Below are 18,384 nucleotides of genomic sequence, written 5' to 3' on the forward strand. Positions count from 1 at the left end.
GGAGAGGCCGCCGCTCAGTCGCGGACCGGCGTGGCCTTGAGCGCCGCCTTGCCGTCCTTCACGTAGACCGTGAAGCGGACGGTGCGGCAGCCGTACTTCGCCACGAGCTGCTCGCGGTTCTTCTGCAGCTTGGCGAGGAACTTCTCCCAGGTCAGGCCGCCGATGGTCTCGCCGCAGCGCTCGCGGGTGGCGAGGAACTCGCGGTAGACGAGCTGGAAGTGGGCCTCGTCGGGATCCACCGGCGCCGCCGCGGGACGCGCTGGCGCCGCCGCCTTGCTGGTCGCACGGAGCAGTGCCTCGGGGACCGCCGCCACGATGGTCGCGTCGGGGTTGAAGGGCGCCTCGGCGGACTGGCCCGCCTGGTGGAGCGCCTGGGCGAAGGCGTCGGCGTCGCCCTGCGGGCCGGCGCTCTGCCGCGGCGCCTCGTTCAGGCCGCTGAAGTCGCTCTCGCGAGCGGCAGGAGCGGCGGGGCCTGCGGTCACCGGGTTGCCGAGGACGTCGGTGCCGGGCTGCACCGTGTTGGGCCGATCCCAGGCGAGCGTCTGGCGCTGGGGCGCCGGTGCCTCGAAGAAGTCGGGGTCCGCGTTCGGACCGGCGGTGATCGCGCCGACGGGGCCGGCGCTCGGCGCGGAGGCGAGGGCGGCGGGGCCCGGGGTGGGCTCGTGCGCCGGCGCCGCAGGCTCCGTGGCGTCGGCCTGCGCCGGCTCCTCGGCGGCCTCCTCGGTCCGGGCCGCTTCCGCGCCGCCGAAGGGGAACTGGTCGGCCAGGGCCGCCGCAGCAGCAGGCGCCGCCTCGGCCTCCACGGCGGGAGCAGGCGCAGCGGCAGCTGCCGCCACCGCAGGCGTGCGGGTCCGGGCGGCCAGCTTGTTGATCGCGCGGGCGAGCCTGCCGAGGTCGCCGGGGAGGAACTCCGCGGCGCGGGCGGTGGCGTCGCCACCAGCGGCACGCTCGGTCACGTCGGCGAGCCCCTCGACGTCCTCCGCCTCGTAGCCGCCGCCGCGGTTGCGGGCGAGGCCGGTGAAGAGCAGGCCGAGGACGAGGACCACGCCGGTGAGGAGCACGGTGGTCTTCTGGCCGTCCGCCACGGGGGCGAGCGATGCGGTGGTGGGGGTGGAGAGGACGACGTCGGCCCCCTCGAGGCCCGGCACCTTGAGCAGCCGGGCCCGCGCCGCGGTGGAGTCGGAGGCGAAGAGCGGCAGGTCGACGAGGCCGAAGAGCGAGTAGGTCTCCTCGGGGAGCTCGCCGAAGCCGTAGCCCGCGCCGGGCGAGACGCCGGCGGAAGCGGCGGGCAGCAGGCCACGCTCCTCGGCGCCGAGGCTGGTGGCCACCACCTTGCCGCCGTACATCACGGTGACGTCGGCGCCGAGGGTGTCGCGCAGGCCATTGGCGAAGGAGTCGTCCAGCGGAAAGCCGACTGCCACCGCGCCCACCGGCGCGCCGCCTGCACCGACGGGTGCTGCAGCGAGGCGGTAGACCGCGTCGCCGAGGGAGGTGACCACGCTGCCGCGGCTGCCGCCGAGGGCCTCCTTGACCAGCGGGACCCCAGCCTCCGCGGCGAATTCGTTGCCCGTGCCCTGCCGGAAGACGGCGGCGCCGGTCCCCGTGGCGACGGCGACGAGGTGGCGGACCTCGTGCTCGCCGCGCTTCTCGGCGGTAGCGTCCGCAGCACCGATGACCCGGTCGAGCAGGGTCTGATCCGGCTTGCCGTTCTGGCGGGCCGCGGTGGCGAGGGCCTCGGCCACCGCCTCGTCCGCAGCCACGTCGGCGGCGAGGGCCAGCCCCCGCTCCGAGGTCGCCTGCAGCGCGCCGGGAACGGCCTTCGCCGCACGTGCGAGCTGGCCGTCGAGCTGGTTGTGGACCGCCCGCACCGCATCGGGAGCGGTGAGCGAGAGGTTCACGCCGCCGATGGCGACTGCCACCAGGGTCAGCGCGAGGATGAGCAGACGGGAGGACATTGCGGCACCTCTCGGCCCCGCGAAACCCGGCAGGAAGGCACGGTCGTGGGGCGATGGAAGGGCACGGTTATAGCCGTGCACCCGGGGTGCGTCAAACAACCGTCCAACGAAAAAGCGCCAGAGAGAACGGTGGGTTCGCCGCCCTCCGGACGGGTGGACGCCCGCCCCCTCGCTCTAGCGGACGAGGCGGGCCGCCGCCGTCTCGAGGCGCTCGAGTTCGCCCGCCCCGATCACCTCGGCGACCCGCCCCTGCTGGTCCGCGAGGATCACCTGGGAGCGCGGCTCGAGGTCGAGGGATTCGCGGAGCGCCTCACCCTGCGGGTCGCGGAAGGTGCGCAGGGGCAGCCGGTCGAGGTCGAGGGTGGCGTCGGTGGTGAGCCCCACCACCGCGATCCGATCGGCCAGGCGGGCGGCGGTCTTCTCGCAGGCGCGGAGGACCTGGTCGGCCTCGGGGACGAGGGTGCCAGCGCCGGGTGGCTCCGCGGCCTCCGCGCCGCCGCCCCCGCCGGCCCCGGTCGCCGGCGCGCCGCCACCGCTCCCCAGCACGCAGACCGCGGTAACCCTGCCGGTGACGCCCTGCAGCCGGATCGGCGTACCCCGCCCCTCCACCTCGAGATCGAGGGGCCTGCCGATGGCGGAAACCTCCCCCACGAGCCGGGGCGGATCCGGGGGCTCGACGATCTCGGGCTGCGCGCAGGCGGCGGCGACGAGGAGGGCTGCGAGGGAGAGGCGGCGCATCGAGGCTCCGATCGGGACGGAAGAGGAGGAGACTAACCACCTGGCCGCCCGCTTCCCACCCCCGGATGGCCCCTTGCGGTAGGATGCGCGGCACCGATGTCCACCGCCCGCCTCCTCCTCCCCCTGCTCCTCCTCGTCGCAGCTGCTGCAGCCTGCGGCGGGGACGGCGCACGCGCCGGCGCCGGCGGCGGCGGTGGTGGCGGCGGGACCGGGGAGCCCGGGTGGCCGCTGCGCTTCGGCGGCCCCCTCGCCAACGCCGGGGCCGATCGCCGGACCCTCGCCGGCATGCCGGTGCGCCTCGACGGCCGCGCCAGCCAGGCCGGCGAGGAGGGGCTGCCGATCACCTTCCGCTGGACCCAGGAGGCCGGGCCCCGGGTGGTCCTCGACGATCCCACCGCTGCGGAGCCCTGGTTCGTGGCCCCGCCGATCCGGCCCCGGCAGGGAACGCGGCTCGTCTTTCTCCTCACCGTGGACGACGGGAGCCGGACCGCCAGGGACCGGGTGGTGGTCGAGCTGGTGGACCGGCCCGAGCAGCTCCTTCCGGCGCCGGTTGCAGTGGCTGGCGCCGATCTCGTGGTCCGGCCCGGTGGCCGCGTCGACCTCGGCGCGCCGCGGACCTTCGATCCCGCCTGCCTCGACGAGGGCGGCGTCGACGGCTGCGAGCAGCAGGCGCTTCCCTTCGCCTTCACCCAGGTCGAGGGCCCGCCCGTGGCCCTCGAGGGCACCGCCTTCGAGGCCCCCGGCTACGAGGCTCTGCTCACCTTCCGCCTGGACGCGCACCGGCGCGGTCCCGAACCGGATCCGGCCGCCTGCGCGGCCTTCGGCCCGTTGGAGAGCGAGGCCTTCTGCACCGCGCCGGATTTCGTCCGGGTCCTCGTCCATCCGGAAGGCAGGCGCCTCGACTCCGCCCCGCGGGCGGGGCTGACCGAGCCGGCCTTCCCGGCGCAGCAGGGCGGCCTCTTCCGCGTGACCGACGGCGGCAGGGTGCTCGTCCGCGGCGAGACCTCCGATCAGGAGAACGACCGCATCGACGCCAGGGGCTTCCGCCCGCTCCTCGACGGCGCACCTGCGGGACGGCTCGACCGGGACACCCAGGTGATCGCCCTCGCAGCGGGCATGCGGGAGCAGACGGCGGGGCTGGTGGAGGGTGGCTGGCCCCGGACGGTGGCGGTCGCCTTCGAAACCCGGGCGGCGCGGCTCTGGTCGGCGCCTGCGGTGGCGCTGCTGCGGTGGGAGCCGCCGGCATCGTCGGCGCTGCCGGTGGCCCATGCTGGCGACCCCTGCCCCTCGGGCCAGGTCTGCCTGCCCTTCGTCGGCGGCGACACGGTGGTGCTCGACGGCAGCGCCTCGAGCGACGCGGACACGGCGGGAGGCGATCTCGTCTTCTGCTGGTACCAGACCTTCGGCCCGCAGGTGACGTTCGTCGAAGGGTCCAGCTGCCAGCAGGGCGTGCCGACGCGGCGCTTCGTCGCGCCCGAGGCGCCCGCCGGCGGCGCGCCCCTCGAACTCGCCTTCCTCCTCACCGTGGACGACGGCGGGCCCCTGCTCGGCCTGCCCGACACCACCGTGATCCAGGTGCGGCCCAACGACAACCAGCCGCCGGAGGTGGTGTTGATCGCGCCCGAGGCGGTGGACGAGCAGAGCATCGTCCGCCTCGACGCCTCGGGCTCCTTCGATCCGGAGGGCCGCGCCCTCACCTTCGACTGGCGGCAGCTCCCTGCGGCAGGGACGCTGCCCGTGGAGCTGCGGGAGCCGGAGCGCTGCGCGGAGGGGCCCGCAGGCGGCGAGGCCTGCGTCGAATTCGACGCGCCGTCGGTGACCCGCGACACGCCGCTGCGCTTCCAGCTCACGGTGGCGGACGACGCAGCCGTCGCCGCCACGCGGATCGTCACGGTGCTGGTCCGCAACAGCAACAACGATCCCCCTGCGGTGGACGCCGGCCGCGATCGCGCCGTGCGCCCCGGCACCGAGGTCGCGATCACCGGCGAAGCCGACGATCCCAACCCCGGCGAGAACGCGGGACTCCGCTGGCGCTGGACCGTGCTCGAGGGGGACGTGGAGCTCGCCGGCGCCGACGGGCCGGAGGTGCGCTTCACCACCCCCGAAACAGAAAGCGATCTCGACCTCGTCCTCGAGCTCACCGTCGAGGACGAGGGGGGCGCTGCAGCGAGCGATCGGATCACCGTCTCGGTCCTCGCCGCAGGCCCCTGGCTCTCCCCCGCCGGCGACGACGAGGCCCACGGCTCCACCGCGGCGCCAGTCGCCACCCTCGACCGGGCCCTCGCCATCGCGGCGGAGGCGGGCTTCGGCGCGATCCACCTCGACGCCGGGACGTGGGTCGTGGCGGACGCGGAGCTCTCCCTCGCCGGCGTCCGTCTCCGCGGCGGTTACGACGCTGCCGCGGGCTGGTCGCGGACCGGCACCGCGGAGTCGCGCCTCGTCGTCCCGGGTGGCCTGCACCTCGGCGAGAACGCCGGCCTCGAGCAGCTCGCCGTCGCTGCGCCGCAGCAGGGCACCGCGGCGCAGGTGCTGCGGGTGGACGGCGCCGTCGAGCTCGTCGCGGTCGAGGTCGACGGCAGCGCGCTCGGCGCTGCAGGGGCAGCGGCGATCCGGCTGCAGGGCGGCGTCCTCCTCGCCACCGGCGGAACGATCCGCGGTCCCGCCTCCGCCACCGAAGGCAGCGGCCTCCACTGCGAAGCCGCCGCGCGGATCGAGCTGCGCTCCGCCTCGGTGGACGGCGGCGGCAGCGGGCGCAGCACCGGCGTCCTCCTCGGGGCGGGCTGCGGCGGCCTCGTGCAGGAGAGCTGGATCGTCGGCGGCCAGGGTGGCGAGGAGGCGGTGGGCCTCGATTTCCGTGGCGGCGCCGAGCTGCTGCTCGAGCGATCCACCCTCGAGGGCGGCGCCGCAGCAAGCGTCACCGGCGCTCGGCTCCGCACCGGCACGCTCGAGGACACCATCCTCCTCGGCGGCGAGGGCGTGGAGCGGATCGGCCTCGAGGTCCCCGCGTCGCTCGGCTGCTCCGGCCAACCCTGCGTCGTCGCCAGCGGCGGGCGGATCACCGGCGGCACCGGCAGCGCGAGCGGCAGCGCCGTCGGCGTGCGGGCCCTCGCAGCGCTGGAGCTGGACGGCGTCGAGCGGATCACCGGCAGCGAAGGCGACGTGCAGACCGCCACCGGCGTGCAGCTGCTCGCAGGCGGGACCTTGCGTTCCATCGGTGTGCTGCGGGCCGTCGTCGGCGGGAGCGCCGCCAGCGCCACCGGCCTCCTCGCAGCCGGGACGACCTTCGTCGAGGACGCAGGCGATTGGGCAGCAGGCAGCAGCAGCGGCGACGCGATCTGCGTCGACGTCCGCGGCACCACCACGGTCGCCGGGGCCACCGCCCTCGTCGGCAGCGCTTCGGGTGCAGGAGACGCCCTGGCGATCCGGGTGGGGCCCGGCGCTTCGCTCTCCATCGACGGGGCGCTGCGGATCGAGGGCGGCGGCGCCACGGGGAGCAGCACCGGCATCGACGTCCAGGCGGACGTGAGCGGCACCGGCACGCTGCAGCTCGCGAACGCCGTGGTCCTCGCCAGCAGCGCCCCCACCAGCACCGCGTTGCGGAGCGAGGGCGACGTGGTGCTCCACTCCGCGCTGCTGCGCGTTCGCCCTGGCGTCGCCGCCAGCGCGAGCGCCCTGCACCTCGAAGGCGGCACCGCCTCGCTGCGCAACCTGATCCTCGACGCGGGCGGCGGCGGAGCGGACCGGGCCCACCTCCGGGTCACGGCAGGGAACCTGCCCTCGATCCTGGAGCGGGTGCTCTTCGCCAGCGACGTGGGCTGTGGCGGCGGCGCTGCCTACGTGCGCACCGCCGGTGGTTCCGCTGCCTGCACGCTCGCGGCGATCGCCTCTCTCGATGCGAGCTGGGAGCCGCTCGTCGGCGACCCGCTCTTCGAGGACGCCGCTGCAGACGACTACCGGCTGCGCAGCGCCAGCCCCGGCGTCGATGCGGGCACCAGCACCGCCGCACCCCAGGCCGACGTGCGCGGCCATCTGCGGGGCGGCGACGGCAACGGCGACGGCGTCGGCGGCTGGGATCTCGGCCCGTTCGAACGCTGATCGACCGGGGCGCGCCTCAGATGCGGGCGCCGACCCGGTTCCTGCCGCGCTGCTTGGCGTCGTAGAGCTGGCGATCGGCCTCCGCCACCAGCGCGGCGGGGCTGGAGAAATTGCCCGCCTCCAGCGTCGCCACGCCGACGGAGATGGTCACCGGGAGGCTGCCGCCCTCGTGGCTGAACGGCGCGCCGGCCACCAGCCGGCGCACGCGCTCGGCGGCGAGCGCCGCCTTCTCCGCTGGCGATTCGCGCATGATGATCGCGAATTCCTCACCGCCGTACCGGCAGAAGATGTCCTCGGTCCGCAGCGTGTCGCCGATCCGGTGCGCGAGCTCCTGCAGCACCGCGTCGCCCACCGGGTGGCCCAGCGTGTCGTTGATCTGCTTGAAATGATCGAGATCGAAGATCAGCAGCGAGAGCGGCAGGCGGTGGCGCAGCGAATAGCTGAACTCCTGCTGCAGCCGGTCGAGGAAGAAGCGCTTGTTGTAGATCCGGGTGAGCCCGTCGCGGGTGGCGGAGTCGTAGAGCTGCTGCTGGAACTGCTCCTCGAGGGCGTCCTGGTAGCTGAACTTGAGGATGGTCGTGGAGCCGATCTGGAATTTGTCGCCATCCCGGAGGTCGCGGTTCTCGATCCGCCCGCCGTTGAACCAGGTGCCGTTGGTGGAGTGCATGTCCACCAGGCGCAGGCCCCCTTCGTCGGTCCGCTCGATCCGCGCGTGGCGCCGCGAGACGCCGTCGTCGTCGAGGAAGACCTGCGCGTCGGGGCTGCGACCGATGACCATCTCCTCGCCGGCGAGCTTGTACATCTTCCCGATCGCCTTACCGGCGATCACGATGAGATAAGCGTTCTCCGTCCGCTGGCGGGTGCGGATGTCGTCGAGCCGGAAGACGAGGGTCTTGTCCTGTTCCATGGGTCCCGCGATTGTATCGAGCATGTGCCTGATGCTTTCAAGCCTATGGACGTGGGATGGGAGCGCGCCGCACATGGGCGCCATCGCCCTGGCGGCTCTCCTCGTTTCCCTGCCGTTGGGCTGCGCCCACGGCCCCTCGGCGGATCCCGGCGACGAGCCGGTGATCCACCAGCGGATCGCGTTGCAGGACGACGGCCTCGTGGAGATCGAGCTCCTCGACGCGGAAGGCGCGCCGCCGCGGCTCGGCGTGCGGCGCCTCGGGCGCTGCGGCCCGGCGGAGGCGGAAGGCGTCGATCCCGCTACGGCCCGCGAGGTCGCAGCGGCAGTGCGGAAGGGCACGCCCCTCGAGGCGGCGCTGCCCGGGGCGCTCGCTGGCGAGGCGCCGCCGTGGAGACCCACCCTCCTCGTCGGCGCCTACCGACTCGAGACGCGCACCGCCGCGGATCGCTACGGCAGCCACCTGCAGGTGGTGCTGGTGGGCAAAGGCGACGATGCGGTCGAGGTGGCGCGGACCGGCGAGGGCGTCGAGGTGATGCTGGCCCCTGCGGGCGAAGGGGCGGCGCTGCTTGGGATAGAGGGCCCCGGCACGCGCCGCGACGTGCGCGTGATCGACGTGGAGGCAGCGGCACGCAGGCTCCACGTCGAGCGCGGGGAGAGGCTCCTCGCCGCGGGAAGGCACGAGGCGGCGCGAGCGGAGATCGCGGCGGCGTCGCAGCTCGCGCCCTGCGGGCCGGATGGCGCGCTCCCCTGGCTCGAGAGCCGTGTGCTCGCGGCGCAGGGCGCTCCCGCTGCTGCGATCCTCGATGCCCTCGAGGAGGCGATCGCAGCGGATCCGACCCTCTACCGGATGTACGCCCGCACCGCGCCGGAGCTCGCCCCGCTGCGCGACGAGCCGCGCTTCGTCGAGCTCACCAGGCCGCGGCCCCTGTCGCGCTGATCATGTGCCGGGGGTGCGCTCGCCGGCGACGTTGCTCTCGAGGATGCGGCGGACGCCTGCGGCACTGCGTCCATAGGCGAGGGCGTGCATCATCTTGACCACCGCGGTCTCGGGGGTCATGTCACCTGCGCCCACGGCGCCGAGGGCGAGGGCCGCGGCGCCCGATTCGTACATGGGCAGGGCGACGGCGTTGCGCGGGACCTGCGATCCGACCAGCACCGGGATGCCGCGCTCGTGGGCGCGCTCGAAGAGCGGCAGGAGCGAGTGGGGACCGACCTGCGCGAAGTTGCCGGCGCCGAAGGCGAAGAGCACGAGGCCCCGGACCTCGCCGCTCTCGAGCCAGGCGAGGTGCGGCGCGGGATCCATGCCGGGGAAGGCGAAGATGGTGTGGACCCGGCTCTCGAGCCGGTCCATCAGCTTGAGGGGCCCTGCGCGCCTGCGGTGCGGCGCGATGGTCACCTCCACCCCGAGCCCACCGAGCGGCGGCAGGTTGGGCGAGTCGAAGGCGTCGTACTCGGCGATGCTCACCTTGCGGGCGCGGTTTCCGCGGAAGAGGCGCGAGTCGAAGCAGATCACCACCTCGGGGAGCTCCGCCCCCCGGGCCGCCGCCGTCACCGCGTCGATGAGGTTGAGCCGCGCGTCGGTGCGGATCTCGCCGAGCGGCCGCTGCGATCCGGTGAGCACCACCGGCTTGTCCAGGCCTCGCAGCATCAGCGAGAGCGCCGAGGCGGTGTAGGCCATGGTGTCGGTGCCGTGGGTGACGACGATGCCCTCGTATTTCGGGAGCCGCTCGTGGATCCGCCGCGCGAGCCCCTGCCACAGATCGGGGCTCATGTCGGAGGAGTCGACGTTCGCGAAGATCTCGAGATCGAGCCGCGCGATCCGCCAGAGCTCGGGGACCCGTTCGCGGATCTGCTCGGCGAAATCGGAGGGGCGCAGGGGACCGGGGCGGCCCACCATGCCGAGGGTGCCGCCGGTGTGGAGGAGGAGAACCTTGGGAAGGGCCACGAGAGCCTACGGCTTTTCTGCGAGGACCACCATGCGCGAGGCGCGGGCGTTGAACGGCGTGCGCTCCAGGGAGCCGTACACCGCCAGCACCCGCAGCCCGGACCGCTTCAGCAGCGCGCGGATCTCCGGCTCCGAATAGGCGCGGTGGTCGAACGGATACCGCCGCTCGCGCCCTTCGGTGAGGAGGATCCGGTTGCCGAGGAAGCGCCGGGCGTCCGCGTCGTAGGCGAACTCGTCGAGAAGGTAGCCGCCGGGGCGCTCGGTCCAGGTGCGGGTTCCGTGCGCCTTCTCCAGCAGCTCCCGGTTGTTGAGGTCGAGGAGCAGGCGGCCGCCGGGAAGCAGCGACGCCGCCATCCCCTTGGCCACCGCCTCGTTCTCCCCGTCGGAGAAATAGCCGAACGAGGTGAAGAGGGAGAGCACCGCGTCGTAGCGCTGCGCGCCGGGAAGCGGCAGGGTCCGCATGTCGCCGAGGCGGAGCTCGAGCGCCACGCCGGCCTCGTCGCGGGCGGCAGCGGCTGCGCCGAGGAGCGCGGCGGAGCGATCGAGGGCGGTCACGGCGCAGCCGCGCCTGGCGAGGGCGATCGCGTGGCGGCCGGTGCCGCAGCCCACGTCGAGGACCCTCGCGCCCGGACGCATCGCCAGCGCGGCGACGATCGCCTTCGCCTCGGCGTCGCCGGAGGCTGCATCCTTGTCGGGATAGAGGAGGCCGTAGTCCGCGCCGAAGTAGGACTCGAACCAGGGCGTGCCGTCGGCGCCGCAGAGCGGATAGGCGACCCGGGAGCGCTCGGCCTCCGCCACCCGCACCGCCGTGTTCTCCTGCGAGGGAGCCTGGGAAGGAGCCGAGACCACCGCCGTCACCGCCTTGCGCTCTGCTTCGGGCATCGCTTCCACCTCGTGAAGAACGCGGGATTCAGGCCGGAATTAGCAGGCGGATGCAACCTTTACAATCTTGACAAGCGTCCGCTAGGATGCCCGCCGACCATCCCGCCAGGGGCGAGACAGCACGTACGAGGCCGCTCCGCTGGCGGCCCCGAAGGGATACAAACGATCTCATGCGCCTGAAGTCCTTCTCGATCGCCCTCCTCGCCGCGCTCTGCGTCTCCGCCTGCATGCGGGAAGACGGCAACGCGGCCCCCCGCGCCGACGAAGCCGAGCAGCCCGCAGCAGCTCCCCCTGCCGGTGCCCCTGCAGCAGGCGGCACCATGAGCCTCGAGCAGGCACAGCAGGCACTCCCGGGCTTTCCGGTGGAGAACCTGCCGCCCTACCTGCGGCAGACCCTGGTCCAGGTGGCGCAGGACGAGTTCGTCTACGACGGATCGCCCTACACGCTCGCGGGCTGCCTCAAGGAGGACAAGCCCTGCAAGCGCCACGCGATGCGCGGGCTCACCGTGCTCGCGAACGCCCTCGCCGGTGGCGCCAGCGCCACCGAGGCCCTCACCGCCTACGGGCGCTACTACAACTCCTTCGACCAGAAGAACCGCAAGTCGATCGAGCTCGTGGACGCGCCCTGCCTCGGCCCTGCCGACGCGAAGGTGACCCTGGTCGAGTACGCCGACTACGAGTGCCCGCACTGCGCCGCGGCGGCTCCCCTGCTGCACCAGGTCGCGGAGCAGCATCCCGACGTGCGCCTCTGCTTCCAGCACTTCCCCCTGCCCACCCACGACAACGCCTTCAGCGCGTCGCAGGCAGCGGTCTACGCCCAACGCCAGGGCAAGTTCTGGGAGCTGCACGAGCTGATCTTCAAGAACCAGCAGCGCCTCTCGCCCCAGGTGATCAAGGACCTGGTCCAGCAGGTGGGCCTCGATCCGCAGGGTCTCGTCCAGGCCGTGCAGAAGGACGAGCTCGCCCCGGTGGTCGAGAAGCAGCGCGACCAGGGCAGGAAGCTGGGCGTGATGGGCACCCCCACCGTCTTCGTGAACGGCAGGCAGTACGCGCTCCCCTTGAGTCCGGAGCTGCTTCGCTTCACCATCGAGGACGAGCTCGAATGGCAGTCCCACGGCGGCAAGTGGGCCAACGAATGATTCAGCCGGGCCCGAGCGGCCCGAAGCGAGGTCGACACGTGCGTTCTCTCCTTCCGCGCGGGACCCTTCTCGTCGGTGCGGTGCTGCTCGGCACGCTGCTCGTCGCGGGTACCGCACAGGCGCGCCGCCCGGTGGTGGCGCCGGGCCAGCAGACTCCGACCAAGCCCCCGCCGCCGCCTCCGGTGGCCCCCGCCCCCGCGGACGGCACCGAGGCCCCCGCCGCAGCGCCCGAAGGCACGGCGGCGAAGCCCGTGACCGGCGAGCCGGAGAAGCCGAAGGAGCCTCCGAAGCCCATCGATTTCAAGGACGCGGGCCAGCTCGCCGCCCCTGCTGCAGCGCCCGTCGAGGAGAAGCCGATCGGGCCGCACAAGGAGCTGCGCCACACCAAGCGCGTGGGCGACTACGTCTACGTGCTCTCGGTCCGCCCCGGCGAGCCGAAGGCCGGCGATCCGGTGGAGCTCTTCTTCCGCATCAACGAGATGCTCCCGATCCCCGACCCCGCGTACGGCGATCGCAAGCCCCTCGAGGGCGGCAAGCTCAAGGTCCGCGTGGCCGGCGGCGGCCTCGACCGCACCTACCAGATCCACGAGCTCGGGGACGCGGGCACGTACGGCGCCCACTTCACCGCCGGCACCAGCGGCCTCTACGAGCTCGAGGTGGAACGCACCGACGGCCGCCGCGCCCAGAAGGTCGAGTTCGCCCTCGGCGTCGGCGTCGCCACCCCGGGCCTCGCCGAGACCACCGAGCAGGAGAAGCGCCGCCGCACCCGCAACGGGATCACCGAGGGCACGGAGATGGTCGGCGTCGCCGGTCCCGACGAGAGCGACATCGCCGGCGTGATGAACGAGCTCGGCCGCAAGTGGATGGAGCTCGAGCGCCACGCGGGCACCCCCGCTGCTGCGGCCGCAGCAGCAGAGGTGAAGGAGCAGGCCGCGAAGATCGCCGGCAAGATGCCGAAGATCGGCGGTGGCTTCGGCGAGGAGTTCGACCGCCTCGCCGCCTCGCTGGTGGACCGCGCCGCTGGCCTCGAGACCCAGGCCGCCGACCGCACCGCCGTGCTCGCATCGATGCTGCAGGTGCAGGATCAGGTCTGCATGCGCTGCCACGCGAAGTACCGCCTGCAGTTCGCCGACGAGGTGTCGACCTGGCCCGACTTCGGCGTGAAGCAGAACCTGCAGCCGCCCGCGGCGCCGACCAGCAGCACCGGCGCCCGTACCCGCACCCCCTTCCGCGCCAAGTGATCCGGAGAACGACCATGCGCAAGATGCTCGCAAGCTTCGCACCGATGGCCGCTCTCCTGCTCGCGCCCGCCGCCGCGTCCGCCGACGCGCCGGTTCGCGGCGACACCGAGCGGGGGGGCCGGCTCTTCCGGATGGAATGCGCCTCCTGCCACGGCGCCGATGGCGGCGGCTCGACCTATTGGCAGCAGGCCAGCCAGGGCAAGAACCTCGGCAACCTGCCCGACCTCCGGGACAGCGCCTTCCTCGCCCAGCGCTCCGACGGCGACCTCCGCAAGGCGATCCGCAAGGGCATGGGCCGCAACGGCTGGATCCCGGGGCACAGCTTCGCCTCGGCCCTCTCGACCCTCGAGACCTGGGACATCGTCCAGTGGCTCCGGGACGGCAGCCTCACCGTGACCCAGTTCTTCCCCGACGCGGCGAAGTTCACCGCGAAGGATTTCCAGATCGACCAGTGGGGCGCCGAGCGTCTCGCCGAGAACCTCAACCTCAAGCTCAGCCAGAAGGAGCTCGAGGTGGTGGTCCTCACCGTCTACAAGGGCCAGCGCGACGACGACGACGTGCGGCTGGTTCCCTGGAAGCCGGTGGAGCTCGACCTGCTCAAGGCCGCCGATCGGCTCGGCTACCTCTCCTTCCAGATGATGGACGTCCCCGGCGGCGAGCGGATCCGCGTGGGCCTCGGCATCGGCACCGACGGCAAGCTCCAGCGCGTGGTGGTCACCCACCCCGACGCGAAGAAGAAGGCCGAGTACGAGAAGGCGCTCTCCGCCTTCGTGGGCCAGGGGCAGAAGGGCGCCAGCGTCTACAAGGCCCCCCGCGGCCTCAAGAACGGCGACGCGTGGGCGAAGGCGCTCACCCGCGCTGCGGCGATCTCTGCAGAAGGCATCACGATGTACGAGAAGTCGGAGCGCTCGCGCACCGCCTTCGATCGCTAGAAGGACGACGGGCGTGAGCGGCTCGCTCCTCGTGGAGAACGACGGCGGGATCTCCGTCGACGAAGGGGCGAGCCTCCAGCTCGCCGACCACCCGGGGCGATTCGCCCTCGCCCGCACAGCGCCCGATCTGCTCCTCGCGATCCGACAGCCAGACGTCGGATCGCAGCAGCCGATCGGGCGCGTCGCTTTCTCCGGCGACCTCGACGGCGTCCCCTTCTCCGACGTGGTGATGCTCCTGGCCCAGGGGCGCCGCAGCGGGCTCTTCCACGTGATCACCGGCGCGGTGGAGCGGACACTGGTCTTCGCCGCGGGCGATCTCGTCGCCGCCTCCTCCACCCAGGCCGGCGAGCGGCTCGGCGAGGTGGCGCTGCGGCTGGGGCTGCTCGAGCGGGCCGATCTGGCCCGGCTCCTCTCCAGCCCCGCTGCCGGCAGGCGGGTCGGGCAGCGGCTGGTGGAGCGGGGCCTGCTCGATCGCGAGCGCCTCGAGCAGGCGGTGCAGGCGCAGATCGCGCTGGTCTTCGAGGCGATCCTCCTCCGGCCGGTGGGCAGCTTCTTCTTCCGCGACCACCCGGTGCCCCCGCAGAACGGCGAGACCGCCGTGGCGGCGCAGGGGCTCCTGCTCGACGGGCTGCGGCGCCTCGACGAACTGGCCCACTACCGGACCCGCATCCCCTCCCCGCAGGCCCCGGTGCGGCGCACCGGTGCGGCAGTGGATCCTCCCGACGAGGCGGCGCTGCAGATCGTCGCCGGGCTCGAGACCGGCGAGGCGACGGCAGCCGAGCTCGCGGAGCGGCTCCGCCTTCCCGAGGTGGAGGTGATGCGCACGCTCTTCCACCTCGCCGAGGCGGGAGCGGTGGAGGTCCGCGAGGATCGGGCGGCCCGGCCCCTGGCGGACCTCGGGGCCGATCCCGTGCCGCTGCGCGATCTGCTCCGCTCCTTCAACCGGATCTTCTGCGAGGTCTTCACCGAGGTGGCGCTCGCAGGCGTCCTGTCCTCCTTCGTGGTGGAGGCGCAGACCGTGCTCGCCTCGGGAAGCGATCCGCTCTTCGCCGGCCTCGCTTTCGATCTGGACGGATCGCTTCCGTTGGGCGAGATCCTGCAGCGTCTGCCGGAGGCGGCGCAGGCCAGCGGCAAGGGGCCGCGCACGGTGCTGCTCGAGTCGCTGCAGCCGGTGCTGTCGCAGCTGATCCGCCAGGCGGAGAAGCACCTCGACCCCCACGGCAGCGCGGACCTGCACGCGCGGCTGCGGCTGCTTTTCGGAACGAGCGAGTGGTGAATCATCCCTACGTGACCCCGGATCTCCCCGGCACCGCCGGCATCGCCAAGGTGATCCCGGAGGATTTCCGGGTCGACGAAATTCCCGCCTACCTCCCCAGCGGCGAGGGTGAGCACACCTTCCTCCACGTCGAGAAGCGCGGGCGCAACACCCGCGAGGTGGTGCAGGAGCTGGCGCGGATGCTCTCCGTGCGCGACCGGGACGCAGGGGTCGCCGGGCAGAAGGATCGCCACGCCCTCACCACCCAGTGGGTGAGCTTCGCCGGGATCACGCCGGAGCGGGCGCAGGGGCTGGAGGGCGAGGGCTTCCGGGTCCTCGAGGCCAGGCGCCACGGCAACAAACTCCGGACCGGGCACCTCAAGGGCAACCGCTTCGAGCTGCGCCTGCGCGGCGCCGTGGAGGACGGGCTGGAGCGCGCGCGCGCGATCGCCGCCGCCCTCGCCGAACGCGGCATGCCCAATTTCTACGGGCCCCAGCGCTTCGGCCGCTTCGGCGACAACGGCGAGGTGGGCCGGCTCCTCCTCCTCGGCCAGGACGATCCGCGGGTGCGGCGGGTGCGGGATCGGACCCAGCGCCGCTTCCTGATCAGCGCCTTCCAGAGCGAGGTCTTCAACCGGGTGCTCGCCGAGCGGATCCGCGACGGCAGCTGGCGCCACCCGCAGGTCGGCGACGTGCTGCAGAAGCTGCCGTCCGGCGGCATGTTCGTCTGCGCGGATCCCGCGGTAGACGAGCAGCGGGTCGCCTCGTTCGAGATCTCGGTGACGGGGCCGATGCCCGGGCGCAAGGTGCGGCCGGCGCCGACCGGCGCCCCTGCTGCGCTGGAGGAGCGGATCCTCGCCGAGACCGGCGTGACGCCTGCGCACCTCGCCCGGTGCAGCGACGCGGAAGGAACGCGGCGGGCGCTGCGCCTGCCGGTGGCGGTGGACGTCCGCGCCGAAGCAGACGCCCTCCTCCTCTCCTTCGAGCTGCCGCCCGGCGCCTACGCCACGGTCGTGCTCCGCGAGATCGTGAAGGGCGAGCTGCCGCCGGCGCTGGAGGCCTGAAGGCCCCGCGCCGGCGGCACACCCCCCCCACAGCGTGCGCCGCTCTGCGGCTCGGCGGGTGTCTTCGGCTCGGCCTCGCCCTCTTCCATCTCCATGCCGGCCCGCTCCGAGGCACCGGGTTCCGGCGCTTCGCGGCCGGGGCTCCCCGGCTCCTGGGTGGCAGGGGTCTGCCGGAGCACCTCTTCCCGGGACCGGTAGCCCTCCGGCGGACCGAGCGTGCCGCTCCGGCCCTCCGGCGCGTCCTCGGTGCCGGCGCCGAGCCCGCGGGGATCCCGCACGCCCTCCTCGCCGGCGCTGCCCGGCTTGTTGGTTCCCATCTCGTCGACGGGCTCGTCGCCGCTGCCCCCGAAGCAACCGGTCGCCAGCAGGAGCGCTGCCGGCAGGGCGAGCGCCAACCTCGATCCACCTCGCATCGACCACCTCCGTGGACGAGCATCCGCCCGCCCGTTCGCCCGCCGGGTGCATCACACGCGGGCCCTGCCGGGAACGTTGGGTCTGCAAGGGGCCGCGCCGCAACGGCGCTATTCGAGGACCGCCAGGCCCGCTTCCGCCCGGGCGAGGGCCGCGCGCTTCTCCGCCAGCTCGCGGTCGAGGGCGTCGAGCTTCGCTTTTGCAGCAACGGCTCGGTCCGCGGCCCCGATCCGTCCGCCGACCTTGTAGCGGCGGTGCTCGTTGTCGAGGCCGATCCGCTCCCGCTCGAGCGCCGCCACCTCGACTTGCAGGGCCTCGATCGAGCGAAGGAGCGCCTGCCGCCGCTGCAGCTCGATCTGCGCCTGCAGGATCGCCCGGGGATCGGTCTCCGTGTCGTCGACGGAGATGCCCGAGTACCAGCCGCCCTCGTCCTCGTCGGCCTGCTCTTCTTCGCCGAGGCGGCGCAGGCTGTGGCGGTGCGCCTCCGGCACGGTGGTCGGGTCGTCGGTCCAATGCTCGGCGCCGACCTCGTCGCGCCAGACCCAGGCCTGCGCCAATGCCGGCGAGGAGACGGCGAGGAGCATCAGGACGAACCACGCCCTCACTTCTTCTTCTCGAGCTCGTCGATCTCCGCCTCGACGGCGTCGATCTCCTTCTGCTTCGCCTCGGCCTCGAGCTTGTGCTGGGGCAGCTGGTAGATGTTCGCCTGCACCAGCGCTGCGTCGCGGGCCGCCCGCAGCTTCTCCAGCTCCGCCCGCTTCTTCTCGAGCCGTTCGGCGACGGGCACGGCGGAGCCTTCCGCGGTGGCGGCGACAGGAGCGAGCAGGAAGGTGATCAACAGCAACGACAGCGGGCGCATCGAGGGACCTCCGGCGGAGAGGATCCCGCCGTCGCCCGCTCCGATCAAGCGTGCTCCGCCTGCTTCCGCGCCAGGACCCGCTCTTCGAGGAAGCGCTCGAGCCGCAGATCGAAGAGATCCGGCTGCTCGATCGTGGCGGCGTGGGAGCCGCCGGGGATCACCAGCAGCTCCGCCCCGGGGATGAGATCGGCCATCTCCTTCGCGACCCGCGGCGGGCAGAAGAAATCCCGCTCCCCTGCCACCACCAGGGTGGGAACGCCGATCCGTGGGAGCAGATCGGAGGCGTCGTGGTCCTTGATCGCCACCGCCAGTGCGAAGAAGACCCGCGGATCGAGCTTGGCCATGTGCTCGAGGTAGGGCGGCAGCCAGCCCTTCGGCGAGAGCGTGGGGTGGACGATCTCGAGCTTGCGGACGACGAGATCGGAGAGCGCCGGCTGCCAGGCCGCGAGACCGGTGAGCTTCTTCACGAATTGCGGGAAGCTGTTGGCGACGTAGGAGGCCGAGGCGAAGACCTTCGGCGCGATCCGCGGCATGTCGTAGAAGGAGGAGACCGCGTTCCGGTAGGTGCCGAGGGTGGGTACCAACCCGGTCACCCGCTCCGGATGCTTCCGGTAGAACTCCCACCCGAGCTGCGCCCCCATCGAATGGCCGAGGAGGCAGGCCTTCTCGATCCCGGCGTGGTCGAGGACCTTCGCCAGATCCTCCACGCAGATGTCGAGGGTCAGCTCATTCGGCTCCCGCGGCTCGTCGGAGCGCCCGTGGCCGCGGTAGTCCCAGATCACCGTGGTGTAGCCGTGCCGCGCGAAGCGCTCGGCGAACTCCTCCCAGAAGGTGATGGTGACGCCCACGCCGTTCTGGCAGACGATCGCGGGTCCGCTGCCGGCGGCGCGGTACCAGAGCCGCACGCCGGGCGCCACCTCCACCCGCTCTTCCCTTACCTCTTCTGCTTCCCTGCCCATGC

16 protein-coding genes are annotated in these 18,384 nt (G+C 73.1%); 7 read left to right on the forward strand and 9 right to left on the reverse strand.

The annotated features are described in order from the left end of the window. Positions 1–14: 14 nt before the first annotated feature. Together ACESMR_RS06405 and ACESMR_RS06410 are read right to left on the reverse strand one after the other, a co-directional pair. Positions 15–1,955: an MXAN_5187 C-terminal domain-containing protein gene (locus ACESMR_RS06405; protein WP_373046070.1), complete on the reverse strand. Its 1,941-nt coding sequence runs from the start codon at positions 1,953–1,955 to the stop codon at positions 15–17. A 174-nt stretch (positions 1,956–2,129) separates the two neighbouring features. Further along, positions 2,130–2,693, reverse strand: coding sequence for a hypothetical protein (locus ACESMR_RS06410; RefSeq protein WP_373046072.1), 564 nt, complete (start codon positions 2,691–2,693; stop codon positions 2,130–2,132). Between the two features lie 96 nt (positions 2,694–2,789). Between ACESMR_RS06410 and ACESMR_RS06415 the strand changes: the two genes are divergently transcribed. Continuing rightward, complete coding sequence (locus tag ACESMR_RS06415) at positions 2,790–6,788, forward strand: PKD domain-containing protein (RefSeq protein WP_373046074.1); 3,999 nt, start codon at positions 2,790–2,792, stop codon at positions 6,786–6,788. A gap of 16 nt (positions 6,789–6,804) precedes the next feature. Here the strand turns inward: ACESMR_RS06415 and ACESMR_RS06420 are convergent, their stop codons facing one another. Beyond that, complete coding sequence (locus tag ACESMR_RS06420; protein WP_373046077.1) at positions 6,805–7,719, reverse strand: GGDEF domain-containing protein; 915 nt, start codon at positions 7,717–7,719, stop codon at positions 6,805–6,807. 49 nt (positions 7,720–7,768) lie between these two features. Between ACESMR_RS06420 and ACESMR_RS06425 the strand changes: the two genes are divergently transcribed. Then, positions 7,769–8,632: a TPR end-of-group domain-containing protein gene (locus ACESMR_RS06425; RefSeq protein ID WP_373046079.1), complete on the forward strand. Its 864-nt coding sequence runs from the start codon at positions 7,769–7,771 to the stop codon at positions 8,630–8,632. Here the strand turns inward: ACESMR_RS06425 and ACESMR_RS06430 are convergent, their stop codons facing one another. Beyond that, a complete protein-coding gene (locus tag ACESMR_RS06430) occupies positions 8,633–9,640 on the reverse strand; it encodes an asparaginase (RefSeq protein ID WP_373046080.1) in 1,008 nt (335 codons plus the stop codon). It lies immediately after the preceding gene. A 6-nt stretch (positions 9,641–9,646) separates the two neighbouring features. Next, on the reverse strand, positions 9,647–10,522 hold the full coding sequence (locus ACESMR_RS06435) for a class I SAM-dependent methyltransferase (RefSeq protein ID WP_373046082.1): 876 nt from the start codon (positions 10,520–10,522) through the stop codon (positions 9,647–9,649). A gap of 170 nt (positions 10,523–10,692) precedes the next feature. Here ACESMR_RS06435 and ACESMR_RS06440 point away from each other — a divergent pair, with 170 nt between their 5' ends. Genes ACESMR_RS06440 through truD form a run of 5 tightly spaced genes read left to right on the forward strand, consistent with a single transcriptional unit; the run spans position 10,693 to position 16,153 of the window. Next, complete coding sequence (locus ACESMR_RS06440; protein ID WP_373046084.1) at positions 10,693–11,661, forward strand: DsbA family protein; 969 nt, start codon at positions 10,693–10,695, stop codon at positions 11,659–11,661. 38 nt (positions 11,662–11,699) lie between these two features. Next, complete coding sequence (locus ACESMR_RS06445; protein ID WP_373046086.1) at positions 11,700–12,902, forward strand: hypothetical protein; 1,203 nt, start codon at positions 11,700–11,702, stop codon at positions 12,900–12,902. Between the two features lie 14 nt (positions 12,903–12,916). Beyond that, the gene (locus ACESMR_RS06450) at positions 12,917–13,834 is read left to right on the forward strand and encodes a c-type cytochrome (protein WP_373046088.1); all 918 of its coding nucleotides are present in this window, start codon (positions 12,917–12,919) and stop codon (positions 13,832–13,834) included. A 13-nt stretch (positions 13,835–13,847) separates the two neighbouring features. After that, positions 13,848–15,110, forward strand: a complete 1,263-nt coding sequence (locus ACESMR_RS06455) for a DUF4388 domain-containing protein (RefSeq protein ID WP_373046090.1) — start codon at positions 13,848–13,850, stop codon at positions 15,108–15,110. Further along, on the forward strand, positions 15,104–16,153 hold the full coding sequence (gene truD / locus ACESMR_RS06460) for a tRNA pseudouridine(13) synthase TruD (protein ID WP_373046092.1): 1,050 nt from the start codon (positions 15,104–15,106) through the stop codon (positions 16,151–16,153). Before ACESMR_RS06455 ends, truD begins: the two co-directional genes overlap by 7 nt. On the opposite strand, the gene ACESMR_RS06465 is transcribed toward truD, so the two are convergent. The 4 genes from ACESMR_RS06465 to ACESMR_RS06480 form a co-directional block, all read right to left on the reverse strand. After that, complete coding sequence (locus tag ACESMR_RS06465) at positions 16,090–16,566, reverse strand: hypothetical protein (RefSeq protein ID WP_373046094.1); 477 nt, start codon at positions 16,564–16,566, stop codon at positions 16,090–16,092. The two genes, truD and ACESMR_RS06465, sit on opposite strands and share 64 nt — an antisense overlap. Before the next feature lie 108 nt (positions 16,567–16,674). Continuing rightward, positions 16,675–17,169: a hypothetical protein gene (locus ACESMR_RS06470; protein ID WP_373046096.1), complete on the reverse strand. Its 495-nt coding sequence runs from the start codon at positions 17,167–17,169 to the stop codon at positions 16,675–16,677. Further along, positions 17,166–17,471: a hypothetical protein gene (locus ACESMR_RS06475; RefSeq protein WP_373046098.1), complete on the reverse strand. Its 306-nt coding sequence runs from the start codon at positions 17,469–17,471 to the stop codon at positions 17,166–17,168. Before ACESMR_RS06475 ends, ACESMR_RS06470 begins: the two co-directional genes overlap by 4 nt. Next, positions 17,468–18,382, reverse strand: coding sequence for an alpha/beta fold hydrolase (locus ACESMR_RS06480; RefSeq protein WP_373046100.1), 915 nt, complete (start codon positions 18,380–18,382; stop codon positions 17,468–17,470). The genes ACESMR_RS06475 and ACESMR_RS06480 overlap by 4 nt, the downstream gene beginning before the upstream one ends. Positions 18,383–18,384: the final 2 nt, after the last annotated feature.

The organism is Vulgatibacter sp. (genome assembly GCF_041687135.1).
Classification (GTDB): Bacteria; Myxococcota; Myxococcia; order Myxococcales; family Vulgatibacteraceae; genus JAWLCN01.

Coding starts and splice junctions, on each gene's coding strand:
- ACESMR_RS06415 (WP_373046074.1), top strand. CDS start 2,790: ATGTCCACCGCCCGCCTCCTCCTCCCCCTGCTCCTCCTCGTCGCAGCT.
- ACESMR_RS06450 (WP_373046088.1), top strand. CDS start 12,917: ATGCGCAAGATGCTCGCAAGCTTCGCACCGATGGCCGCTCTCCTGCTC.
- ACESMR_RS06410 (WP_373046072.1), bottom strand. CDS start 2,693: ATGCGCCGCCTCTCCCTCGCAGCCCTCCTCGTCGCCGCCGCCTGCGCG.
- ACESMR_RS06420 (WP_373046077.1), bottom strand. CDS start 7,719: ATGCTCGATACAATCGCGGGACCCATGGAACAGGACAAGACCCTCGTC.
- ACESMR_RS06440 (WP_373046084.1), top strand. CDS start 10,693: ATGCGCCTGAAGTCCTTCTCGATCGCCCTCCTCGCCGCGCTCTGCGTC.
- ACESMR_RS06435 (WP_373046082.1), bottom strand. CDS start 10,522: ATGCCCGAAGCAGAGCGCAAGGCGGTGACGGCGGTGGTCTCGGCTCCT.
- ACESMR_RS06405 (WP_373046070.1), bottom strand. CDS start 1,955: ATGTCCTCCCGTCTGCTCATCCTCGCGCTGACCCTGGTGGCAGTCGCC.
- ACESMR_RS06480 (WP_373046100.1), bottom strand. CDS start 18,382: ATGGGCAGGGAAGCAGAAGAGGTAAGGGAAGAGCGGGTGGAGGTGGCG.
- ACESMR_RS06465 (WP_373046094.1), bottom strand. CDS start 16,566: ATGCGAGGTGGATCGAGGTTGGCGCTCGCCCTGCCGGCAGCGCTCCTG.
- ACESMR_RS06425 (WP_373046079.1), top strand. CDS start 7,769: ATGGGCGCCATCGCCCTGGCGGCTCTCCTCGTTTCCCTGCCGTTGGGC.